We start from the raw sequence: 16,301 nt of genomic DNA on the forward strand, positions 1-16,301 counted from the left end.
GTGCTCAGTCGAGCAGGTCGTCGGCCTTGTTCTTGAACCGCTTGGTGGCGTACATCATCGCTGCCGCGAGGAACGGCAGGACACCCAGGGCGTAGACGCCCATGGAGCCGGTTGGGGACTGCGTTGCCTCGTTGACGGCGGTCCGCAGGATGGGTGCAACAAAGCCGCCCAGGTTGCCCAGCGAGTTGATCAGACCGATGCCGGCCGCGGCGGCAGAGCCGGCCAAAAACGCGGTGGGATAGGACCAGACCACAGGACCCACGGCCAGGAAGCTGCAGACCGCCAGGGTTATGAAGATCATGCCCAGGACCGGCTGGTGGTTGGTCCCTGCCCAGGCGGAGCCGAAGATGCACAAGCCGGTGGAGATGAACAGGATGGTGCCGAACTTCCGCCGCTTGGCCACGGTGTCTGCAGCCTTGCCGATGAAGTAGCAGGAGAAGATGCCGAAGAACCACGGCACGGCGATCAGCAGGCCAACGGCGAGTCCCACCTTTTGCCCGGTCAGCGAGGACACCTGCTGCGGCAGGAAGAACGTCACACCGTAGACGGCGATCTGCAGGCAGAAGTAGATGACGGTGAAGTACCAGACGCGGCCGTTGCGCATGGCGGCGAGGATGCCGCGGGGGCCGGTCTCATCCTTGATGTTGTCCTCCAGCGCCATGACTTCCTTCAGCGCGTACTTTTCCTCCTTGTTAAGGAACTTGGCTTTCTCCGGGCCATTGATCAGGAAGAAGAACGCAGCGATGCCCGCCAGGACGGCCAGAAGGCCTTCGACGAAAAACATGACCTGCCAGCCGCGCAGGCCCGGCACCTGGTCGCCGATGTTGATCAGCCAGCCGGAGAGCGGGTTGCCGATCATCTGGGAGAACGGCTGGGCCAGGTAGAAGATGGCGAACATCTGGACGCGCACCTTGTTCGGGAACCATTCGGCGAGGTACATGATCACGCCGGGGAAAAGGCCTGCCTCGGTCACGCCGAGGAGGAAACGCAGGATGACGAAGGAGGTCTCACCCTGTACGAAGGCGAAGCAGGCTGAGACGATGCCCCAGGTGATGGCGATGCGTGCCAGCCAGATCTTGGCGCCGACCTTCTTGAGCAGCAGGTTGCTGGGAATCTCGAAGATCGCGTAGCCAATGAAGAAGATGCCTGCGCCCAGGGCGAAGGCCGCGGCGGACACCCCCTTGTCCGCGCCCAGGGCCGCCTCGGCAAAGCCGACGTTGGTGCGGTCCAGGAACGACACGATGTACAGGATGACCAGCATCGGCATGAGCCGGCGGGCGGCCTTGGAAATAGCGGACTTCAGGACCGGGCGGGCCAGAAGTTCCTTGGATGTTGCGGTGGTTTCGGACACAACACTCTCCTTCGAGTGTGACGTTGGTGATTACCCGCGGGCCAGCGGCCCGCGGGGTTTTGTGGCGGCACCGGTCTTCGTGTGGAACCGGTGCCGTCAGTGCATGTAGAGGCCGCCGTCGACGTTCAGCGTCTGGCCGGAGATATAGCCTGCGTCCTCGCCGATCAGGAAGTGGATGGCGGCGGCGATGTCCCGCGTGCTGCCCACCCGGTTCACGACGAGGTCCTTGACGAGTTCGTCCTTGCGTTCCTCGCTGAGGGTGCCGCCCATGATGTCGGTGTCGATGGGGCCCGGTGAGATGGCGTTGACGGTGATGTCGTACTCCCCCAGCTCGCGGGCGGTGGCACGGGTCAGGCCGATGACGCCGGCCTTCGCCACGGAGTACGGGGTCTTGCTGAAGGTGCCGCCGCCGCGCTGGGCGGAGACAGAGGAGATGTTCACGATGCGGCCCAGCCGGTTCCTGACCATCGATTCCGCTGCCCGCCGGGTGGCGTAGTGGACACCGTTCATGTTGATGCCGAGCACGCGGTCCCATTCGGCAGCATCAAGCTCAAGGTAGGGCACGGGAGAGCTGACCCCGGCAACGTTGGCAAGGGCCACGAGCTGCGGCAGCTCGGCCTCGATTTCGTCAATGGCGGCGCGGACCGAAGCCTCGTCGCTGACGTTCGCACCGGCCCCGTGGGCCTTGACGCCATGTTTTTCCGCCAGTTCTTTGGCCACGGCCTTGCTGGCAGCGTCATCCAGGTCGATGACGCCGATGTTCCAGCCCCGCTCCGCGAGATAGTCCGCAGTGGCACGGCCGATGCCGCGTTCGGAGACGGCGCCGGTGACGATCACCGTGCGGTCTGTGGGGAATGCTGTCATGGAAGTGTTCCTTCGGTGAATCGGGTGAACTAGGACAGCGGGGCAGGGCCCAGCTCTTCGATGAGCTTTTGCATGGCGACGTATGCCTTGTTCCGGTACGCCACCAGCTCGGCCGTCCGCTCGGCGGGGACGTCAAGGAAACCGGAGCCGGTCTTGGTGCCGAGCTGGCCGGCGTCGACCTTTTCCTGCAAAATGCGCGGGGTGGCGAAGCGCTCCGGGAAGCCGGTCTGCAGGGATTTGTAGCAGAAGGCGTAGACGTCCAGGCCGGCCATGTCCGCGATGGCGAACGGTCCGAAGAACGGAAGCCGGAAGCCGAAGGTGGTGCGGACCATGGTGTCCACGTCCTCCGCGGTGGCGATGCCCTCCTCCACCACCTGTGCGGCCTCGTGGAAGAGCGCGTACTGCAGCCGGTTCAGGACGAAGCCGGTGACATCTTTGACGGTGGCGGTTTCCTTGCCTGTCTCCCCCACGATGGTGCGGGCGGCCTGGACGGTGGCGTCCGAGGTTCCCGCGTGCGGGATGACTTCAACACCCGGGATGAACGGTGCCGGATTGGAGAAGTGGACGCCCAGGAAGCGCTCCGGATTTTCCACCACTTCGGCCAGTTTGGCGATGGAAATGGTGGAGGTGTTGGAGCCGATGATGGCGTCGGGGCGGGCGGCTGCGCTGATTCGGCCCAGGGTGGCGTGCTTGATCTCCAGGACCTCAGGGACCGCCTCCTCGATGTACTCGGCATCCGCCACGGCTTCTTCAATGTCCTTGGCCGGCCAGAGGTTTTCCTTGAGCAGGTCGGTGGCGTTGGCAGGGAACAGGCCGGCCGCCACGAACTCGTCGGATTCCTTCAGCAGCCGCTCGTAGTTGCTTTGGGCGATTTCGGCGGAGACGTCGGCGAGTGCGACGCGGGCCCCGGCTAGTGCCAGGACCTGGGCGATCCCGCCGCCCATGTAGCCTGATCCGACGACAGCGATGTTGCGAGTGGTCATTTGTCCTCAAGTCCTTCCGACGCGTCCTCGTAGGAGGAGATGGCGTCTACTTTGGCCGCGGATGCGGAATTTTCATCGAAGCGGTGGTCCAGCCACTCGCTCACGAGTTTCTTGGCCAGTTCCAGGCCGATAACGCGCTGGCCCCAAGGTCAGCACCTGGGCGTTGTTGGACAGCACGGAGCGTTCCACCGAGTAGCTGTCGTGGGCGGTGACAGCCCGGATGCCCGGTACCTTGTTGGCCGAAATAGCCACGCCGAGGCCGGTTCCGCAAATGAGCAGGGCACGGTCCGCTTCCCCGGACGCCACTTTGCGGGCAGCCGCGACGGCCAGGTGCGGGTAGGCGGTGGTGTCGTCGGCGCCGACTCCTACGTCCTCCACCGAGGCAACGCGGGGGTCCGCCTCCAGCAGTTCGCGCAGGGCGTTCTTGTATTCGACACCGGCTTCGTCATTGCCGACGACGATGCGCCAGCCTGGCTGGGTGTTCTCGGTCATGTGGTTCTCCTTAGTGGCTTTCGATGGTGGCTGCGTAGTCCGCCACCCTGCGGGCGATGAGGCCGAACGACACTGCGCCGGGATCCGGGTGCCCCAGGCTCTTTTCGGCCAAGGGCCGGGCGCGGCCCTTCTTGGGGCTCAGTGCGGCCGTGGCGTCGGCGGCCTGTGCTGCGGCCTCCGCAGCTGCAGCAAGGCTGCTGGCCAGGCTGCCGCCGTCGTCAAGTGCTTTGCTGAAGGTGTCAGCGAACGGAAGGAGCGCGTCCACCATGGTCTTGTCTCCCGCCTCGGCCTTGCCCAGGGTGATGATGGCGTCGCGGAGGGCGTTGACCGCCGCCGCTGCGTCGGCCGCGGAATAGGCGTCCTTGCTGCCGAGGGTCCTGCCGACGGCGGTGACGGCCGCGCCCCAAAGAGCGCCGGAGGTACCGCCGGCGCGCTCGGCCCACTGCTCCCCTGCAGCCGTGAGGACTTCCTCCAGGCCGGCACCTTCGGCGTGGGACTTTTCAGCGGCGGCAACGGCAGCGTCCACACCGCGCCGCATGCCGATGCCGTGGTCGCCGTCCCCGGCGATGGCGTCCAGCTTCCCCAGTGCCTCCTCATGTTCGACGACGACGGCGCGCGCCACCTTCAGCGCGTCCACGGCCGTGGCAGCCAGGGCAGTGGAGGCGGGGGTGGCGGCCAGCGCCGGCGTCGTTTCCGCCTCGGCGAGGGACGTGATGGATCGCGCACGGCGCGGGGCGAGGTTGCCTTTGCGGAAGGCGGGGGTGTCAGCGGGCGCCGCCCAGAACTTTTCAAGTTCCGCGTCCAGCCAGAACAGGGTCAGGGACAGTCCGGACATGTCCAGGCTGGTAACCAGTTCACCGCACTCCGGCTCGACGATTTCCAGGCCGGCAGCGGTCAGCAGCGCCTCGACCTTGCCGAACAGCAGGAAGAGTTCATCGTACTTAACCGTTCCCAGGCCATTGAGGATGGGCACCACCCTGCGGCCCGCGGTTTCCGGTTTGTCCTTCAGCAGCCCGTCCACCAGCAGCTGTGCCAGTTCGCTGGCGCTGGGCAGGGGCTGCTCGGAGATACCGGGTTCGCCGTGGATGCCCAGTCCCACTGACATCATGCCTTCCGGCACGGTAAACAGGGGTTCCGCTGCGCCGGGGAGGGTGCAGCCGGCGAAGGCGACGCCGAGCGAGCGGGTGTGGTGGTTGGCCTTGATGGCAAGGCGCTCCACCTCGTCCAGGTCCAGCCCGGCCTCTGCTGCTGCCCCGGCCACTTTGAAGACCGTGAGGTCTCCGGCGATGCCGCGGCGCTTGCCGATCTCGTCGAGGGGCGCGCTGGCGATGTCGTCCGTGACCAGCACGGTCCGGGTTTCGATGCCTTCCGCGTTCAGCTTTTCCTGTGCCTGGCCGAAGTGGAGGACGTCGCCGGCGTAGTTGCCGTAGCTGAGGAGGACGCCGCCGCCGGTCTGGGCCGCCTTGGCCACCCGGTAAACCTGTCCGGCGGAGGGGGAAGCGAACATGTTGCCGCACGCGCTGCCGGCGGCCAGTCCGGCCCCTACCAGGCCGGCAAAGGCGGGGTAATGGCCGGAACCGCCGCCGATGACCACTGCCACTTGGCCCTGTGGTGTTTCGGTGGAACGGACAACGCCGCCGTCAACCCGCGCCACGTACTGGCGGTTGGCCGCGACGAAGCCGTCAAGGGCGTCGTCCGCGAACTGCGCTGGATCGTCAAATATTTTTGTCATGATTCCTCATCGAACCGGTCGGGTGGTTGGCTGCCTGCCGGCTAGCGTGCAGGGACGGTTGCCGGGGCCTGCCGGCCCTGGGCCACCAGGCTGGTGCCCAGGGCGTAGCCTTCGCGCTTGGGCAGGACCTGCCGGCGCAGGTAGTCCTGGTTGGCGGCCGTGACGCTCAGGCCGTCGCCGCCGTAGTGCTCCGTGCAGATGATGCCCTGGAAGCCCACCGAGATGGCGAACTGGAAGGCCTCGCGGTAGCTGATGAGGCCGTATTCCATGGGGGCCGGCATGGCGACGTAGTGGTCCCGGGCCTGGTCCTCATCCCGGAAGTAGTTCTTGACGTGCCAGTAGTTGGAGTAGGGCAGCGTCTTGTGCACCAGTTCGCGCCAGTCCTCGATGGGGCGGTGCAGGCGGATCAGGTTGCCGAGGTCAGGGTTCAGCCCAACGTTGGGCAGATCGATGTCCTGGACCAGCTGTACGGACGAGTCCCCCGTGCCCAGGTAGGTGTCCTCGTACATCTCCAGCGAGACCAGGAGTCCCAGCTCGGCGGCGTGCTTGCCCACTTCGCGGATGCGGGTGACGGCGTTGTTCCAGGTTTCCTTATCCCCTGCCGGGTCCTGGTGGCCTTCGACGGTCCAGAACCACAGCTGTTTCTGCTGTTCAGGGGTGATGGCCTGGTGCAGGCCGATCGAGACAACCTCGCATCCCAGCTGGGCTGCAGCTTCCAGGGTGCGGTGCGTGTAGGCCAGGTTTTCCTCCCAGTTGCGTTCCTCGATCACGCTGCGGCGGATGGCTGAGATGGAGGGAAGGCCAAGGCCGGCGGCGGTGGCGGCGGCCTTCAATTCGTCCAGCCGGGCGCTGGAGAGATCGCCGGGGCGCACCCAGCTGTCGGTGAGGTCGGCATTGGTGAAGCCGGCGTCCGCCACTTCTTCGAAGACCTGCTGCCAGTCCCCGGCGGGGGCATCCTGGACGGCGGTGCCGTCCGGCTTGGTTCCCGGGAACTGCAGCAGGGCAGCGGCGATGGGCCAGTTTTCAGCGGTGTACGGCATTGTCACTCCAGATTCTAGAATCGCATTTCCTATAGGATCTACGCTTTGGCTTGGTCCTGTCAAGGGCCTTTTTGTTCCTCCGTTACGGAGGCTGATGAAGAGGCGGGCCCTTTTCGGCCTGCGTGTGACTGCTAGCTGCGGATTTCGCTGTCGTGCTGCGAGCGCTGCTTGACACCGTCAATGTGGTCGATCATTTTTTGCCGGGCCAGCTCGGCGTTGCCGGCTTCGAAGGCCTTGAGGATCTCGGTGTGCTCTGCGATGGCATAATCGGCGTCGGTCACGCCCAGGCCGCCGAAGAAGCGGAAGCGCTGCACTTGGCCGCCCAACGCGTTGTAGGCGGACAGCAGGAATTGATTGTCCGCCGACTCGGCGATGAGTCGGTGGAAACGTTCATCGGCTTCCCAGTAGGCGCGGAACTCCGCGAAGGACGGACCGCGCGGCGCTGCCTTCAGGTCCTCGATCGCCTGCTCCAGTTGCGCGGTCAGTTGCGGGTCCACATGCTTGCAGGCCATAAAGGCGTTGGCCGGTTCGATCACCAGGCGGGCGTCCATCAGGTCTGCCAGCTCTTCCGGAGAGAACAGCGGGGCCACACGGTAACCGCGCAGGGCCATCCTCCGGACCATTCCCGTGGCCTCGAGCCGGGCAAGGGCCTCGCGCACGGGCGTCGGGGAAACATCCAGCTCCCGGGCCATCCCGTCAATACTGACGGGAGTGCCAGCCTCCAGCCGCCCATCCATCAATGCAACCAAGAGCGCTTCGTAGACATGGTCGGCGAGGACCTGCCTGTTGACGCCGCCGGAGGCCTGGTTCTTGGTTGCCATGTAGAAATCCTATAGCCGGAAAACGCGCGGAAGCGCGAGCGTGAAGGGCGCAGCGAGGTCCCGGTGCCGTGCGGCCGGTGGGCCGCACGGCACAGCGGGAAGCGGTGGTCAGGAAACCTGCAGGCCGCCATTGATGTCGTAGGTGGCGGCGGTGATGTAACCGGCGTCCCCGCCAAGCAGGAACGCGATCAGGGCTGCCACTTCCTCGCGGGTCCCCACCCGGCCCATCATGATTCCTTCGGACATCTGGGCCTTGCGCTCATCCGTCAGCGTTCCGCCCATGATGTCCGTATCGATCGGTCCGGGGGCGATGGCGTTGACGGTGATGTTGTGCTCCCCCACCTCTCGGGCCAGGGCGCGGGTGAAGCCGAGGATCCCGGCTTTCGACGCACTGTAGGCCACTTTGGAGTAGGTGCCGCCGCCGCGCTGGGCTGAGATGGAGGAGATGCTGACGATCCTCCCGAGTTCGCGCTGGATCATGCCTTTGAGGACCCGCTGGGAAACAATGAAGGTGCCGCGCATGTTGATGGCAAAGACCTTGTCCCATTCCGCCACCGTAGTTTCCATGAAGGGCGTGGGCGAGCTGATTCCCGCGAGGTTGACCAGTCCGACGATTGGCGGAAGCGCCTGCTCAATCTCCGTGATGGCGCGGTCCACCGAGGCCTCGTCAGAGACGTCGGCACCCACGCCGATGGCCTTGACGGCACGGTTGGCGCCGATTTTCGCAGCCGCCGCCTTGGCGTCTTCATCGTTGATATCCAGGATGGCGATGGACCAGCCCTCGCTGGCCAGCCGGTCGGCGGTTGCGCGGCCGATGCCGCGCGCCGATGCTGCACCGGTCAGGACCGCGGTGCGCTCTGCGGGGAAGGTGTGCTGTGTAGTCATTGATGCGTCCTAGTGGGTTTCGGCAGCAGGAACGGTGACCCCGGGGGCGGAGACACCTTCCGGCCGCTTGCGTGCGTAAAGGTAGGTGGCGACGGCGGTTACGGCCAGGCAGGCGGCCAGGAAGACCAGCCCGCTTTGGCTGTTTCCGGTGGCATCCTTGAGGATGCCCACGATGTAGGGCGCCACGAAGCCGCCCAGGTTGCCCAGCGAGTTGACCATGGCAAGTCCCGCAGCCGCCGCGGCGCCCGTGAGGGCTGCGGAGGGCATGGCAAGGAACGGTGCGATGGCGGAGTAGATGCCCATGGCGGCGAGGGTCAGGAAAACCATGGCGAGTACGGCGTTGACCGGGAGCAGGAAGCCGGCGCCCAGGAGGCCGACGGCGGCGAGCACCATGCTGACGCTGGCGTGCCACACGCGGTTGCCGGTACGGTCCGAGCGCTTGCTCCAGAAGTAGACGAACACTGCTGCGATGGCGTACGGGATGAAGACGATGAAGCCCACCTGTGTTGAGTCGAACTTGCCGAGAGCCTTCACGATGGTGGGCAACCAGAGACCCAGGCCGTATATGCCGCAGACCAGGCCGAAGTACAGCGCCGAGTAGGCGATGGTGCGTGGGTCCTTCAGGCCCGCAAGGAAGTTGTGGTTGCCGGCCTTCTGCTTGTGGGCCAGTTCAGCGCTCATGGTGGTGGAGAGCCAGTCACGTTCTTCCGGCTTGAGCCATTTGGCGTGTTCGGGCCGGTCAGTCATGACGAAAGGCGTGATGATGCCCAACAGGATGGCGGGAATGCCTTCAAGGATGTAGAGCCACTGCCAGCCGTGCAGGCCGCCGACGCCTTCCAGGTTCAGGAGCATGCCGGACACCGGGGCGCCCAGGGCGTTGGAGATGGGCTGGGCCAGGATGAAAATGCCCAGCACGCTCACCCGCTGTGCGGCAGGGAACCACAGGGTCAGGTAGAACAGGATGGCGGGGAAGAAGCCGGCTTCAGCCGCTCCGAGCAGGAAGCGGATGATGTAGAACGTGGTTTCACCGTTCACCAGGAACATGGCCGTGGCGAAGATGCCCCAGCTGATCAAGATGCGGGCGATCCACTTGCGCGCTCCATAGCGGTACATGCCGCCGTTGCTGGGGATCTCCAACAACGCGTAGCCGAGGAAGAAGATGCCGGCGCCCAGGCCGTACGCGGCCTCGGTCAGACCCACATCCCCCTGCATGCCGAGCTTGGCGAAGCCGACGTTGTTCCGGTCCAGGTAGGCAATGAAGTACAGCAGGACGATCAGGGGCATGATCCTCCGGCGTACCTTGCGGAGGGTGGTCTGGCCCAGCTCGCTGAGTGCGGGGGCAGCAGCACGGGAGGCCATCACAGGCCTCCGGTGGTGGTCTGGGGACCCTCGAAAAGGGAATGCACGCACATAACGACTCCTTTGGCTGGCGGCATTTGGGGGAACTGATATCAGATGTCTGATGTCTCTATGAGATTCTAGTCACACGTGCCGGCAGCGTCAACACAAGTGCGGACGGGAGCGGTGGGCACGCCGATAGAAAGGCAAATACCCAACTCGGGAAAGTTTAGACAGACGCCTGGCGGGCCGTGGCTCCGCTGCGGCTGGACACGGCGAGGTAGTGCTCGTAGTCCTCGAAGGTCTGGGTGATGTGGGCGTCCATGGTGGAGCGGGCAGTGGCCGGGTCGCTGGCAGCGATGGCTGCCAGGACCATCTTGTGATGGTGGATGGCGTGGCGTTGCACGTCCGGGAAGGCGGAGGTTTCGCGGCGCATGGCGTAGAGCAGGGTGGACAGCTGGCCCAGCAGGGCCGGCACGAACGGGTTGCCGGAGGCGCGCAGGACCGTGTCGTGGAAGGCGATGTCGGCCATGGTCAACGCGTCCACGTCGCCCGCCTGGTGGGCTGCTTCCATCTGCTCCACGCTGTCCTGCAGTGCGGCGAGGTCGGCCGGCCGATGACGGGACGCAGCAAGTTCGGCCGCCCCGGTTTCCACCATGCGGCGCACCTCAAGCAAACGGAGGGCCACCTGGTCGGAGGCCACTCCCCTGGAGGCTGCGCGCATAATGGCATCCAGTCCCGTCCAGCGCTCGGGCGGGTTGACGAACGTGCCCAGGCCGCGCTTCACGTAAACCACGTCCTGCGCTTTCAGCACTTTCATCGCCTCACGGGCCGTCAGCCTGCTGACGCCCGACTCCTTGGCGATATCAGCTTCCGGCGGCAGGGCGTCGTCGGCCTGGATTTCTCCGCTGAGGATGTGTTCGAGGACCTTATCCACGACGGCGTCGACCAGGGTGGGTCGCTTCTCTGCCATCGTCATTCCCCTGCCTCTGCGCCCGAGGCGCCCTGATTTTCCTTCCCCCAACATTACTCGACGCCCGTCGGCAACTGCCGTATGTCGGCAACTGCTGCCGGGTCGCCGTCGTTCGTTAAACAGCGAACGCGGGGCCACTCCGCACCGGTCCCATCGAGTGGGCCGGGCCTGGAGTGACCCCGCGCTGTCAGTACTGCTAGAGCGCTGAGTAGACCTCACGGAGCAGCTTGGCGGTCTCGGACGGCGTCTTGCCGACCTTGACGCCGGCAGCCTCGAGGGCTTCCTTCTTGGCCTGGGCGGTACCGGCGGAACCGGAGACGATGGCGCCTGCGTGGCCCATGGTCTTGCCCTCGGGCGCCGTGAAGCCGGCAACGTAACCGACGACCGGCTTGGTCACGTTGGCCTTGATGAAGTCGGCCGCGCGCTCTTCGGCGTCGCCGCCGATTTCGCCGATCATCACGATGGCCTTGGTCTCGGGATCAGCCTCGAACGCGGCCAGGGCGTCGATGTGCGTGGTGCCGATGACGGGGTCGCCGCCGATGCCGATGGCGGTGGAGAAACCCAGGTCGCGCAGTTCGTACATCATCTGGTAGGTCAGGGTGCCCGACTTGGAAACGAGGCCGATGGGGCCCTTGCCGGTGATGTTGGCCGGAGTGATGCCCACCAGTGCTTCGCCGGGGGTGATGATGCCGGGGCAGTTCGGGCCGATGATGCGGGTGACCTGGTTGCCGTCGGCGTCCAGCTTGGACTGGGCCAGGGCCCAGAATTCGGCGGAGTCCTGGACGGGAACGCCTTCGGTGATGACCACAACGAGGCCGATGCCGGCTTCGATGGCTTCGACCACGGCGTTCTTAGTGAATGCCGGCGGGACGAAGACGATGGAGACGTCGGCGCCGGTTTCGGCGATGGCTTCCTTGACGGTCCCGTAGACGTTGATTTCGTTGTCGCCGTGCAGGACTGTGGTGCCGGCCTTGCGGGCATTAACGCCGCCCACGATGTTGGTGCCGGCCTTGAGCATCAGGGCGGTGTGCTTGGTGCCCTCGCCGCCGGTGATGCCCTGGACGATGACCTTGGAGTCCTTGTTGAGGTAGATAGACATGGTGCGTCCCTTACTTAGCTGCGTTGGCGAGCTCGGCGGCCTTGTCGGCGCCCTCGTCCATGGTGGCGGCCAGGGTTACCAGCGGGTGGTTGGCCTCGTTCAGGATGCGGCGGCCTTCCTCGACGTTGTTGCCGTCGAGGCGGACTACCAGCGGCTTGTTGGCCGTGTGGCCGAGCTCGGCAAGCGCGCCGACGATGCCCTTGGCCACAGCATCGCACGCGGTGATGCCACCGAAGACGTTCACGAAGACGGACTTGACCTGCTCGTCGCCGAGGATGACATCCAGGCCTGCAGCCATGACCTCAGCGGAGGCTCCGCCGCCAATATCCAGGAAGTTTGCGGGCTTGACGTTGCCGTGGTTCTCGCCGGCGTACGCAACGACGTCGAGCGTGGACATGACCAGGCCGGCGCCATTGCCGATGATGCCTACTTCGCCGTCGAGCTTGACGTAGTTGAGGTCCTGCGCCTTTGCCTTGGCCTCAAGCGGGTCTGCTGCGTCCTTGTCCTCAAGCTGCGCGTGCTTCGGGTGGCGGAAGTCGGCGTTCTCGTCGAGGGAGACCTTGCCGTCGAGGGCCACGATGTCACCGTTGCCGGTCTTGACCAGCGGGTTGACCTCCACCAGGGTGGCGTCTTCCTTCTTGAAGACGTCCCAGAGCTTGAGGATGACGGCTGCCACCTTGCCGCGGAGTTCCTCGGCGAAGCCGGCGGCCGCGACGATTTCGTCGGCCTTGGCCTGGTCGATGCCCACGGCGGGGTCGATGGCGATCTTCGCCAGCGCTTCCGGGCGTTCGACGGCGAGCTGCTCGATTTCCATGCCGCCCTCAACCGAGCACATGGCCAGGTAGTTGCGGTTGGCCCGGTCCAGCAGGACGGAGAAGTAGTACTCCTCGGCGATGTCCGCACCCTGGGCAATCATCACCTTGTTGACGGTGTGGCCCTTGATGTCCATGCCGAGGATGTTGGTGGCGTGCTCTAACGCCTCGTCTGCGGACTTTGCGACCTTGACGCCGCCGGCCTTGCCGCGGCCGCCTGCCTTGACCTGTGCCTTGACAACGGTAACGCCGCCGATCTTCTCGGCAGCTGCCTTTGCTTCTTCTGGGGTGTACGCCACGATGCCGGCAAGCACGGGTACACCGTGCGCCTCGAACATATCGCGCGCCTGGTATTCAAACAGGTCCACGGTTTAGTGTCCTTCTACGTCGAAGTAGTTTCTGTACAGTCGGACACCATCGAAAAGACGATGACCGGGCTGCGGATTGCACGCACCGGCGGCCTGTCTGGAAACGAGCCACGCGGCGTAATGCTCCATGGGGAACTCTAGTCCTTTGGAGGGACCGGGCCGTCCCAGACTACCTCTTATGTGAGTAAGCACACTATTCTATGGAGCGTAGAAAAACCGCGGATTTACGGGGTTTTTGGGCCCTCCGGCTGCGGGGACGCACTGCTTTTGGCCGGCCCCTGGACCAGTTCGTAACGTTCGGGGGAAACGAAGAATCCGACGCCGGCGGAGGCATTTCCGCACGCCACGCCGCCGTTGTAGGCGGAACAGCGCAGGCCGTTCCGTTCAAGGTTCTGCCCGTCCGCAAGCACAGGAAGTTGGGTCAGCGGCCCAGCCTTCGTCCCTTTGGGCCCGAAGGCTGCTTCCATCGATGTGACGCCGGAGCGGCATTCCCCGTAGCGCGCGTTGTCCGGCGCCACCAGGGCCACCCCGCCCATGTAGCCAAGGTGGGTTCCGGCGCAGTCATCCTTGACGTCCCCGGGTTGGGGCGGTTGATAGGTGGCGAGCTCGCAGTGGGCCACCGGAACGATGGGCAGCTTGTTGTTGGCAGCATCGCTATAGCGGTTCTGCCCGTAGGGCAGGTTCACGTGTTCCCCGCGCGCGGAGGTGAGCGAACAGGCAATGGTCCGGTCCGCGGTGATGAAGGAGAGGACATCGGTGCCGCTGGAGAATGTTTTCGAGTCGGCCAGCGGCGCCTTTTCCAGCTGTTCCATGGGCTGCAGCGGAGCCGGCGGAATGTAGGAGGGGTCCTCGGTGGTCACCGTGCAGCCCGTGGCGGTGACAAGGAAAAGGGCGGCGAGCATCCCCCATACAGTCCGTCGCATGGCTCAATTATGCCCGGCCGCAGGCCGGCTTAGGCGTCGAGCCTGGTCAGTGGCGCGTACCGAAGCAGCAGCCGCTTCTCGCCAACGTCGAATTTGACCTTCGCCACAGTCTTGTCCCCCGCCCCTTCAAGCGCCAGGACGGTTCCGTTGCCGAAGCTGGTGTGGTTGACCTTGTCCCCCACGCTGACGGCGATGATTTCCTTCTGCGGCTGTACCCGGTTTTTTGCGATGGAGGCCGGAACGTCGGCGTTGAAACCGGCGGAGGAGTCCGCTGCTGCACCGCGGGAGGTGCCGGCGCCCCAGAAGGACCCGCTGTAGCGGCCGGACCCGATGGAGCCGCCGCTCCAGCCACCGGCCTGCCTGCTGGCCCCTTCCCGTCTCCATTCCAGGAGCTCCGCCGGGATTTCCTCCAGGAACTGGCTGGCCGGGTTGTACTGGCTCTGGCCCCACATGCTGCGCACCTCCGACCGGGTCACGTACAGCCGCTTGCGGGCACGGGTGAGCCCCACGTAGGCCAGCCGGCGTTCCTCGGCCAGTTCCTTGGGGTCGGTGGCGGAGCGCTGGTGCGGGAAGAGCCCGTGTTCCATGCCGGTGAGGAAGACCACCGGGAATTCCAGGCCTTTGGCCGTGTGCAGGGTCATCAGCGTCACCACGCCCAGCCGTTTGGCCTCGGCCACGGCGGCATCAATGTCCGCCCCGGGTGCATCCGGGATCTGGTCGGCATCGGCAACCAGGGACACCTGTTCCAGGAATGCGCCAAGGCTGCCCTCAGGGTTTTCCTGCTCGTACTCGCGCACCACGGCCACCAGTTCGGCCAGGTTCTCCACGCGGGACTCGTCCTGCGGATCGGTGCTGGAGCGCAGCGCGGCAAGGTAGCCGGTCTGTTCCAGGACGGCTTCCAGTGCGGCGGCGGCTCCCGATCCGGAGGCAACCTCGGCCAGGTCGTCCAGCATCTTCACGAAGCTCAGGACGGCATTGACGGATCGGGTGGCCATGCCGGGGGCCTGCTCGGCGCGGCGTGCCGCCGCCATGAAGGACGTCCGCTCACGCTGGGCAAGGGCGGCGACGGCACCTTCGGCGCGGTCACCGATGCCGCGTTTGGGCTCGTTCAGCACCCGGCGGAGGTTGACGTCGTCGTCAGGGTTCACCAGGACGCGCAGGTACGCCAGGGCGTCCTTGATTTCCTTGCGCTCGTAAAAGCGGGTACCGCCCACCACCTTGTACGGCAGGCCCACGCGTACCAGGACGTCTTCGATGGAGCGGGACTGGGCGTTGGTCCGGTAGAAGATGGCCACGTCGCCCGGGCGCAGGTTCTCCTCGTCCTGGAGCCGGTCGATCTCCTTGGCGATGAACTGCGCTTCGTCGTGCTCGTTTTCGCCAACGTAGCCGATGATCTTGTGGCCTTCGCCCTCCGCGGTCCACAGCCGTTTTTCGGGCCGGTTTGGGTTCCGTGAGATGACCGAGTTGGCGGCGCTCAGGATGTTCTGGGTGGAGCGGTAGTTTTGCTCCAGCTTGATGGTGCGCGCTTCCGGGTAGTCCTTTTCGAATTCCACGATGTTCCGGATGTCGGCGCCGCGGAAAGCGTAGATGGACTGGTCCGAGTCGCCCACCACGGTCAGTTCCGAGGCCCCGGGCCCCTCGCCCACGATTTCCCGCACCAGCGCGTACTGGGCGTGGTTGGTGTCCTGGTATTCGTCCACCAGCACATGGCGGAACCGGCGGCGGTAGGACTCGGCAAGCGCGGGGAAGGCGCGGAACATGTAGACGGTTTCGGCGATGAGGTCGTCGAAGTCCATGGCGTTGGCCTGCCGCAGACGCTGCGTGTAGCCCTTGTAGACGTCCGCCACGGCCTGTTCGAAGGGGTCGTTGTAATTGGCGGACGAGGCAAAGGAATCGGCGTCAATGAGCTCGTTCTTCAACGCGGAAATCTTGTGCTGGATAGCCTTGGGTGCGAACTTCTTGGGGTCCAGGTCCAGGGCTTTGGACACCTGCGTGACCAGGCGCAGGGAGTCAGCGGAGTCGTAAATTGAGAAGTTGGATTTGAGGCCGACGTTGGCCGCTTCCTGCCGCAGGATCCGCACGCAGGAGGAGTGGAACGTGGAGATCCACATGATCTTGGCCCGCCCGCCCACCAGCGCCTCAATGCGCTCGCGCATTTCCGCGGCGGCCTTGTTGGTGAAGGTGATGGCCAGGATCTCGCCGTGGTGGGCACGGCCGGTGGCGATCAGGTACGCGATCCTGTTGCTGAGCACGCGGGTCTTGCCGGACCCGGCACCGGCAACGATCAGCAGCGCCGACCCCGCATGCTTGACTGCTTCCTCCTGCTGAGGGTTCAATCCCTCCAGCAGCTGGGCAGCGTCCGGGCGGCGGCTGCCATGGTGACCGCCGTCGTCGTGCCTGTCCCCACGGTTCCGCTCCCCCTCGTTCCGGCCGCCGTGGGTCTGGTTGCCGTTCTGCCAGCCCTCGGACTGGTGCTGCGCGTCAACGTGGGCGGCGGGCATTCCGCCTGGCCCGGCCGTGGTGGCAGCACCCTCCGGCCCCGTCCTGGTGCGGGCGGTGGCGGCAGGCGCGGCCTTGAACGGTCCGTCAGAGTACGGGTCAAACAACATATCCATGGTGC

General features: G+C 65.4%; 13 protein-coding genes and 1 pseudogene. All 14 read right to left on the minus strand.

The features are described from left to right. Positions 1–4: 4 nt before the first annotated feature. Positions 5–1,351, minus strand: a complete 1,347-nt coding sequence (locus QFZ57_RS00610; protein WP_306632309.1) for an MFS transporter — start codon at positions 1,349–1,351, stop codon at positions 5–7. 96 nt (positions 1,352–1,447) lie between these two features. Further along, the gene (locus QFZ57_RS00615; protein ID WP_306632310.1) at positions 1,448–2,215 is read right to left on the minus strand and encodes an SDR family NAD(P)-dependent oxidoreductase; all 768 of its coding nucleotides are present in this window, start codon (positions 2,213–2,215) and stop codon (positions 1,448–1,450) included. 29 nt (positions 2,216–2,244) lie between these two features. Then, positions 2,245–3,198, minus strand: coding sequence for a 3-hydroxyacyl-CoA dehydrogenase family protein (locus tag QFZ57_RS00620; RefSeq protein ID WP_306897199.1), 954 nt, complete (start codon positions 3,196–3,198; stop codon positions 2,245–2,247). Beyond that, a pseudogene (locus tag QFZ57_RS00625) lies at positions 3,195–3,690 on the minus strand (ribose-5-phosphate isomerase). Before QFZ57_RS00625 ends, QFZ57_RS00620 begins: the two are co-directional and overlap by 4 nt. 10 nt (positions 3,691–3,700) lie before the next feature. Beyond that, complete coding sequence (dhaL, locus tag QFZ57_RS00630) at positions 3,701–5,422, minus strand: dihydroxyacetone kinase subunit DhaL (protein WP_306897200.1); 1,722 nt, start codon at positions 5,420–5,422, stop codon at positions 3,701–3,703. Positions 5,423–5,463: 41 nt separating this feature from the next. Beyond that, positions 5,464–6,462: a sugar phosphate isomerase/epimerase family protein gene (locus QFZ57_RS00635; RefSeq protein WP_306632314.1), complete on the minus strand. Its 999-nt coding sequence runs from the start codon at positions 6,460–6,462 to the stop codon at positions 5,464–5,466. Between the two features lie 131 nt (positions 6,463–6,593). After that, the gene (locus tag QFZ57_RS00640) at positions 6,594–7,283 is read right to left on the minus strand and encodes a GntR family transcriptional regulator (protein ID WP_306632315.1); all 690 of its coding nucleotides are present in this window, start codon (positions 7,281–7,283) and stop codon (positions 6,594–6,596) included. Positions 7,284–7,391: 108 nt separating this feature from the next. After that, positions 7,392–8,168, minus strand: coding sequence for an SDR family NAD(P)-dependent oxidoreductase (locus QFZ57_RS00645; protein ID WP_306897203.1), 777 nt, complete (start codon positions 8,166–8,168; stop codon positions 7,392–7,394). 9 nt (positions 8,169–8,177) lie between these two features. After that, positions 8,178–9,527, minus strand: coding sequence for an MFS transporter (locus tag QFZ57_RS00650; protein ID WP_306897206.1), 1,350 nt, complete (start codon positions 9,525–9,527; stop codon positions 8,178–8,180). 208 nt (positions 9,528–9,735) lie between these two features. After that, entirely contained in the window at positions 9,736–10,479 is a 744-nt protein-coding gene (locus tag QFZ57_RS00655) for a FadR/GntR family transcriptional regulator (protein WP_306897208.1), read from the minus strand. Positions 10,480–10,675: 196 nt separating this feature from the next. Beyond that, positions 10,676–11,578 (minus strand): succinate--CoA ligase subunit alpha, encoded by a 903-nt coding sequence (gene sucD, locus QFZ57_RS00660; RefSeq protein ID WP_306897209.1) that lies wholly within the window; start codon positions 11,576–11,578, stop codon positions 10,676–10,678. Between the two features lie 10 nt (positions 11,579–11,588). After that, the gene (gene sucC, locus QFZ57_RS00665) at positions 11,589–12,758 is read right to left on the minus strand and encodes an ADP-forming succinate--CoA ligase subunit beta (protein WP_306632319.1); all 1,170 of its coding nucleotides are present in this window, start codon (positions 12,756–12,758) and stop codon (positions 11,589–11,591) included. A 224-nt stretch (positions 12,759–12,982) separates the two neighbouring features. After that, positions 12,983–13,660: a hypothetical protein gene (locus tag QFZ57_RS00670; protein ID WP_306632589.1), complete on the minus strand. Its 678-nt coding sequence runs from the start codon at positions 13,658–13,660 to the stop codon at positions 12,983–12,985. Between the two features lie 50 nt (positions 13,661–13,710). Next, a complete protein-coding gene (gene pcrA, locus QFZ57_RS00675) occupies positions 13,711–16,296 on the minus strand; it encodes a DNA helicase PcrA (RefSeq protein WP_306897212.1) in 2,586 nt (861 codons plus the stop codon). Positions 16,297–16,301 lie beyond the last annotated feature (5 nt).

Origin of the sequence: Arthrobacter sp. B1I2 (assembly GCF_030816485.1) — a bacterium.
Classification (GTDB): Bacteria; Actinomycetota; Actinomycetes; order Actinomycetales; family Micrococcaceae; genus Arthrobacter.

Excerpts from the sequence above, each read along its gene's own strand:
- QFZ57_RS00620 (WP_306897199.1), bottom strand. The coding sequence starts at position 3,198 with ATGACCACTCGCAACATCGCTGTCGTCGGATCAGGCTACATGGGCGGC.
- QFZ57_RS00655 (WP_306897208.1), bottom strand. The coding sequence starts at position 10,479 with ATGGCAGAGAAGCGACCCACCCTGGTCGACGCCGTCGTGGATAAGGTC.
- QFZ57_RS00615 (WP_306632310.1), bottom strand. The coding sequence starts at position 2,215 with ATGACAGCATTCCCCACAGACCGCACGGTGATCGTCACCGGCGCCGTC.
- QFZ57_RS00640 (WP_306632315.1), bottom strand. The coding sequence starts at position 7,283 with ATGGCAACCAAGAACCAGGCCTCCGGCGGCGTCAACAGGCAGGTCCTC.
- sucD (WP_306897209.1), bottom strand. The coding sequence starts at position 11,578 with ATGTCTATCTACCTCAACAAGGACTCCAAGGTCATCGTCCAGGGCATC.
- dhaL (WP_306897200.1), bottom strand. The coding sequence starts at position 5,422 with ATGACAAAAATATTTGACGATCCAGCGCAGTTCGCGGACGACGCCCTT.
- QFZ57_RS00670 (WP_306632589.1), bottom strand. The coding sequence starts at position 13,660 with ATGCTCGCCGCCCTTTTCCTTGTCACCGCCACGGGCTGCACGGTGACC.
- QFZ57_RS00635 (WP_306632314.1), bottom strand. The coding sequence starts at position 6,462 with ATGCCGTACACCGCTGAAAACTGGCCCATCGCCGCTGCCCTGCTGCAG.
- pcrA (WP_306897212.1), bottom strand. The coding sequence starts at position 16,296 with ATGGATATGTTGTTTGACCCGTACTCTGACGGACCGTTCAAGGCCGCG.
- QFZ57_RS00650 (WP_306897206.1), bottom strand. The coding sequence starts at position 9,527 with ATGGCCTCCCGTGCTGCTGCCCCCGCACTCAGCGAGCTGGGCCAGACC.
- QFZ57_RS00645 (WP_306897203.1), bottom strand. The coding sequence starts at position 8,168 with ATGACTACACAGCACACCTTCCCCGCAGAGCGCACCGCGGTCCTGACC.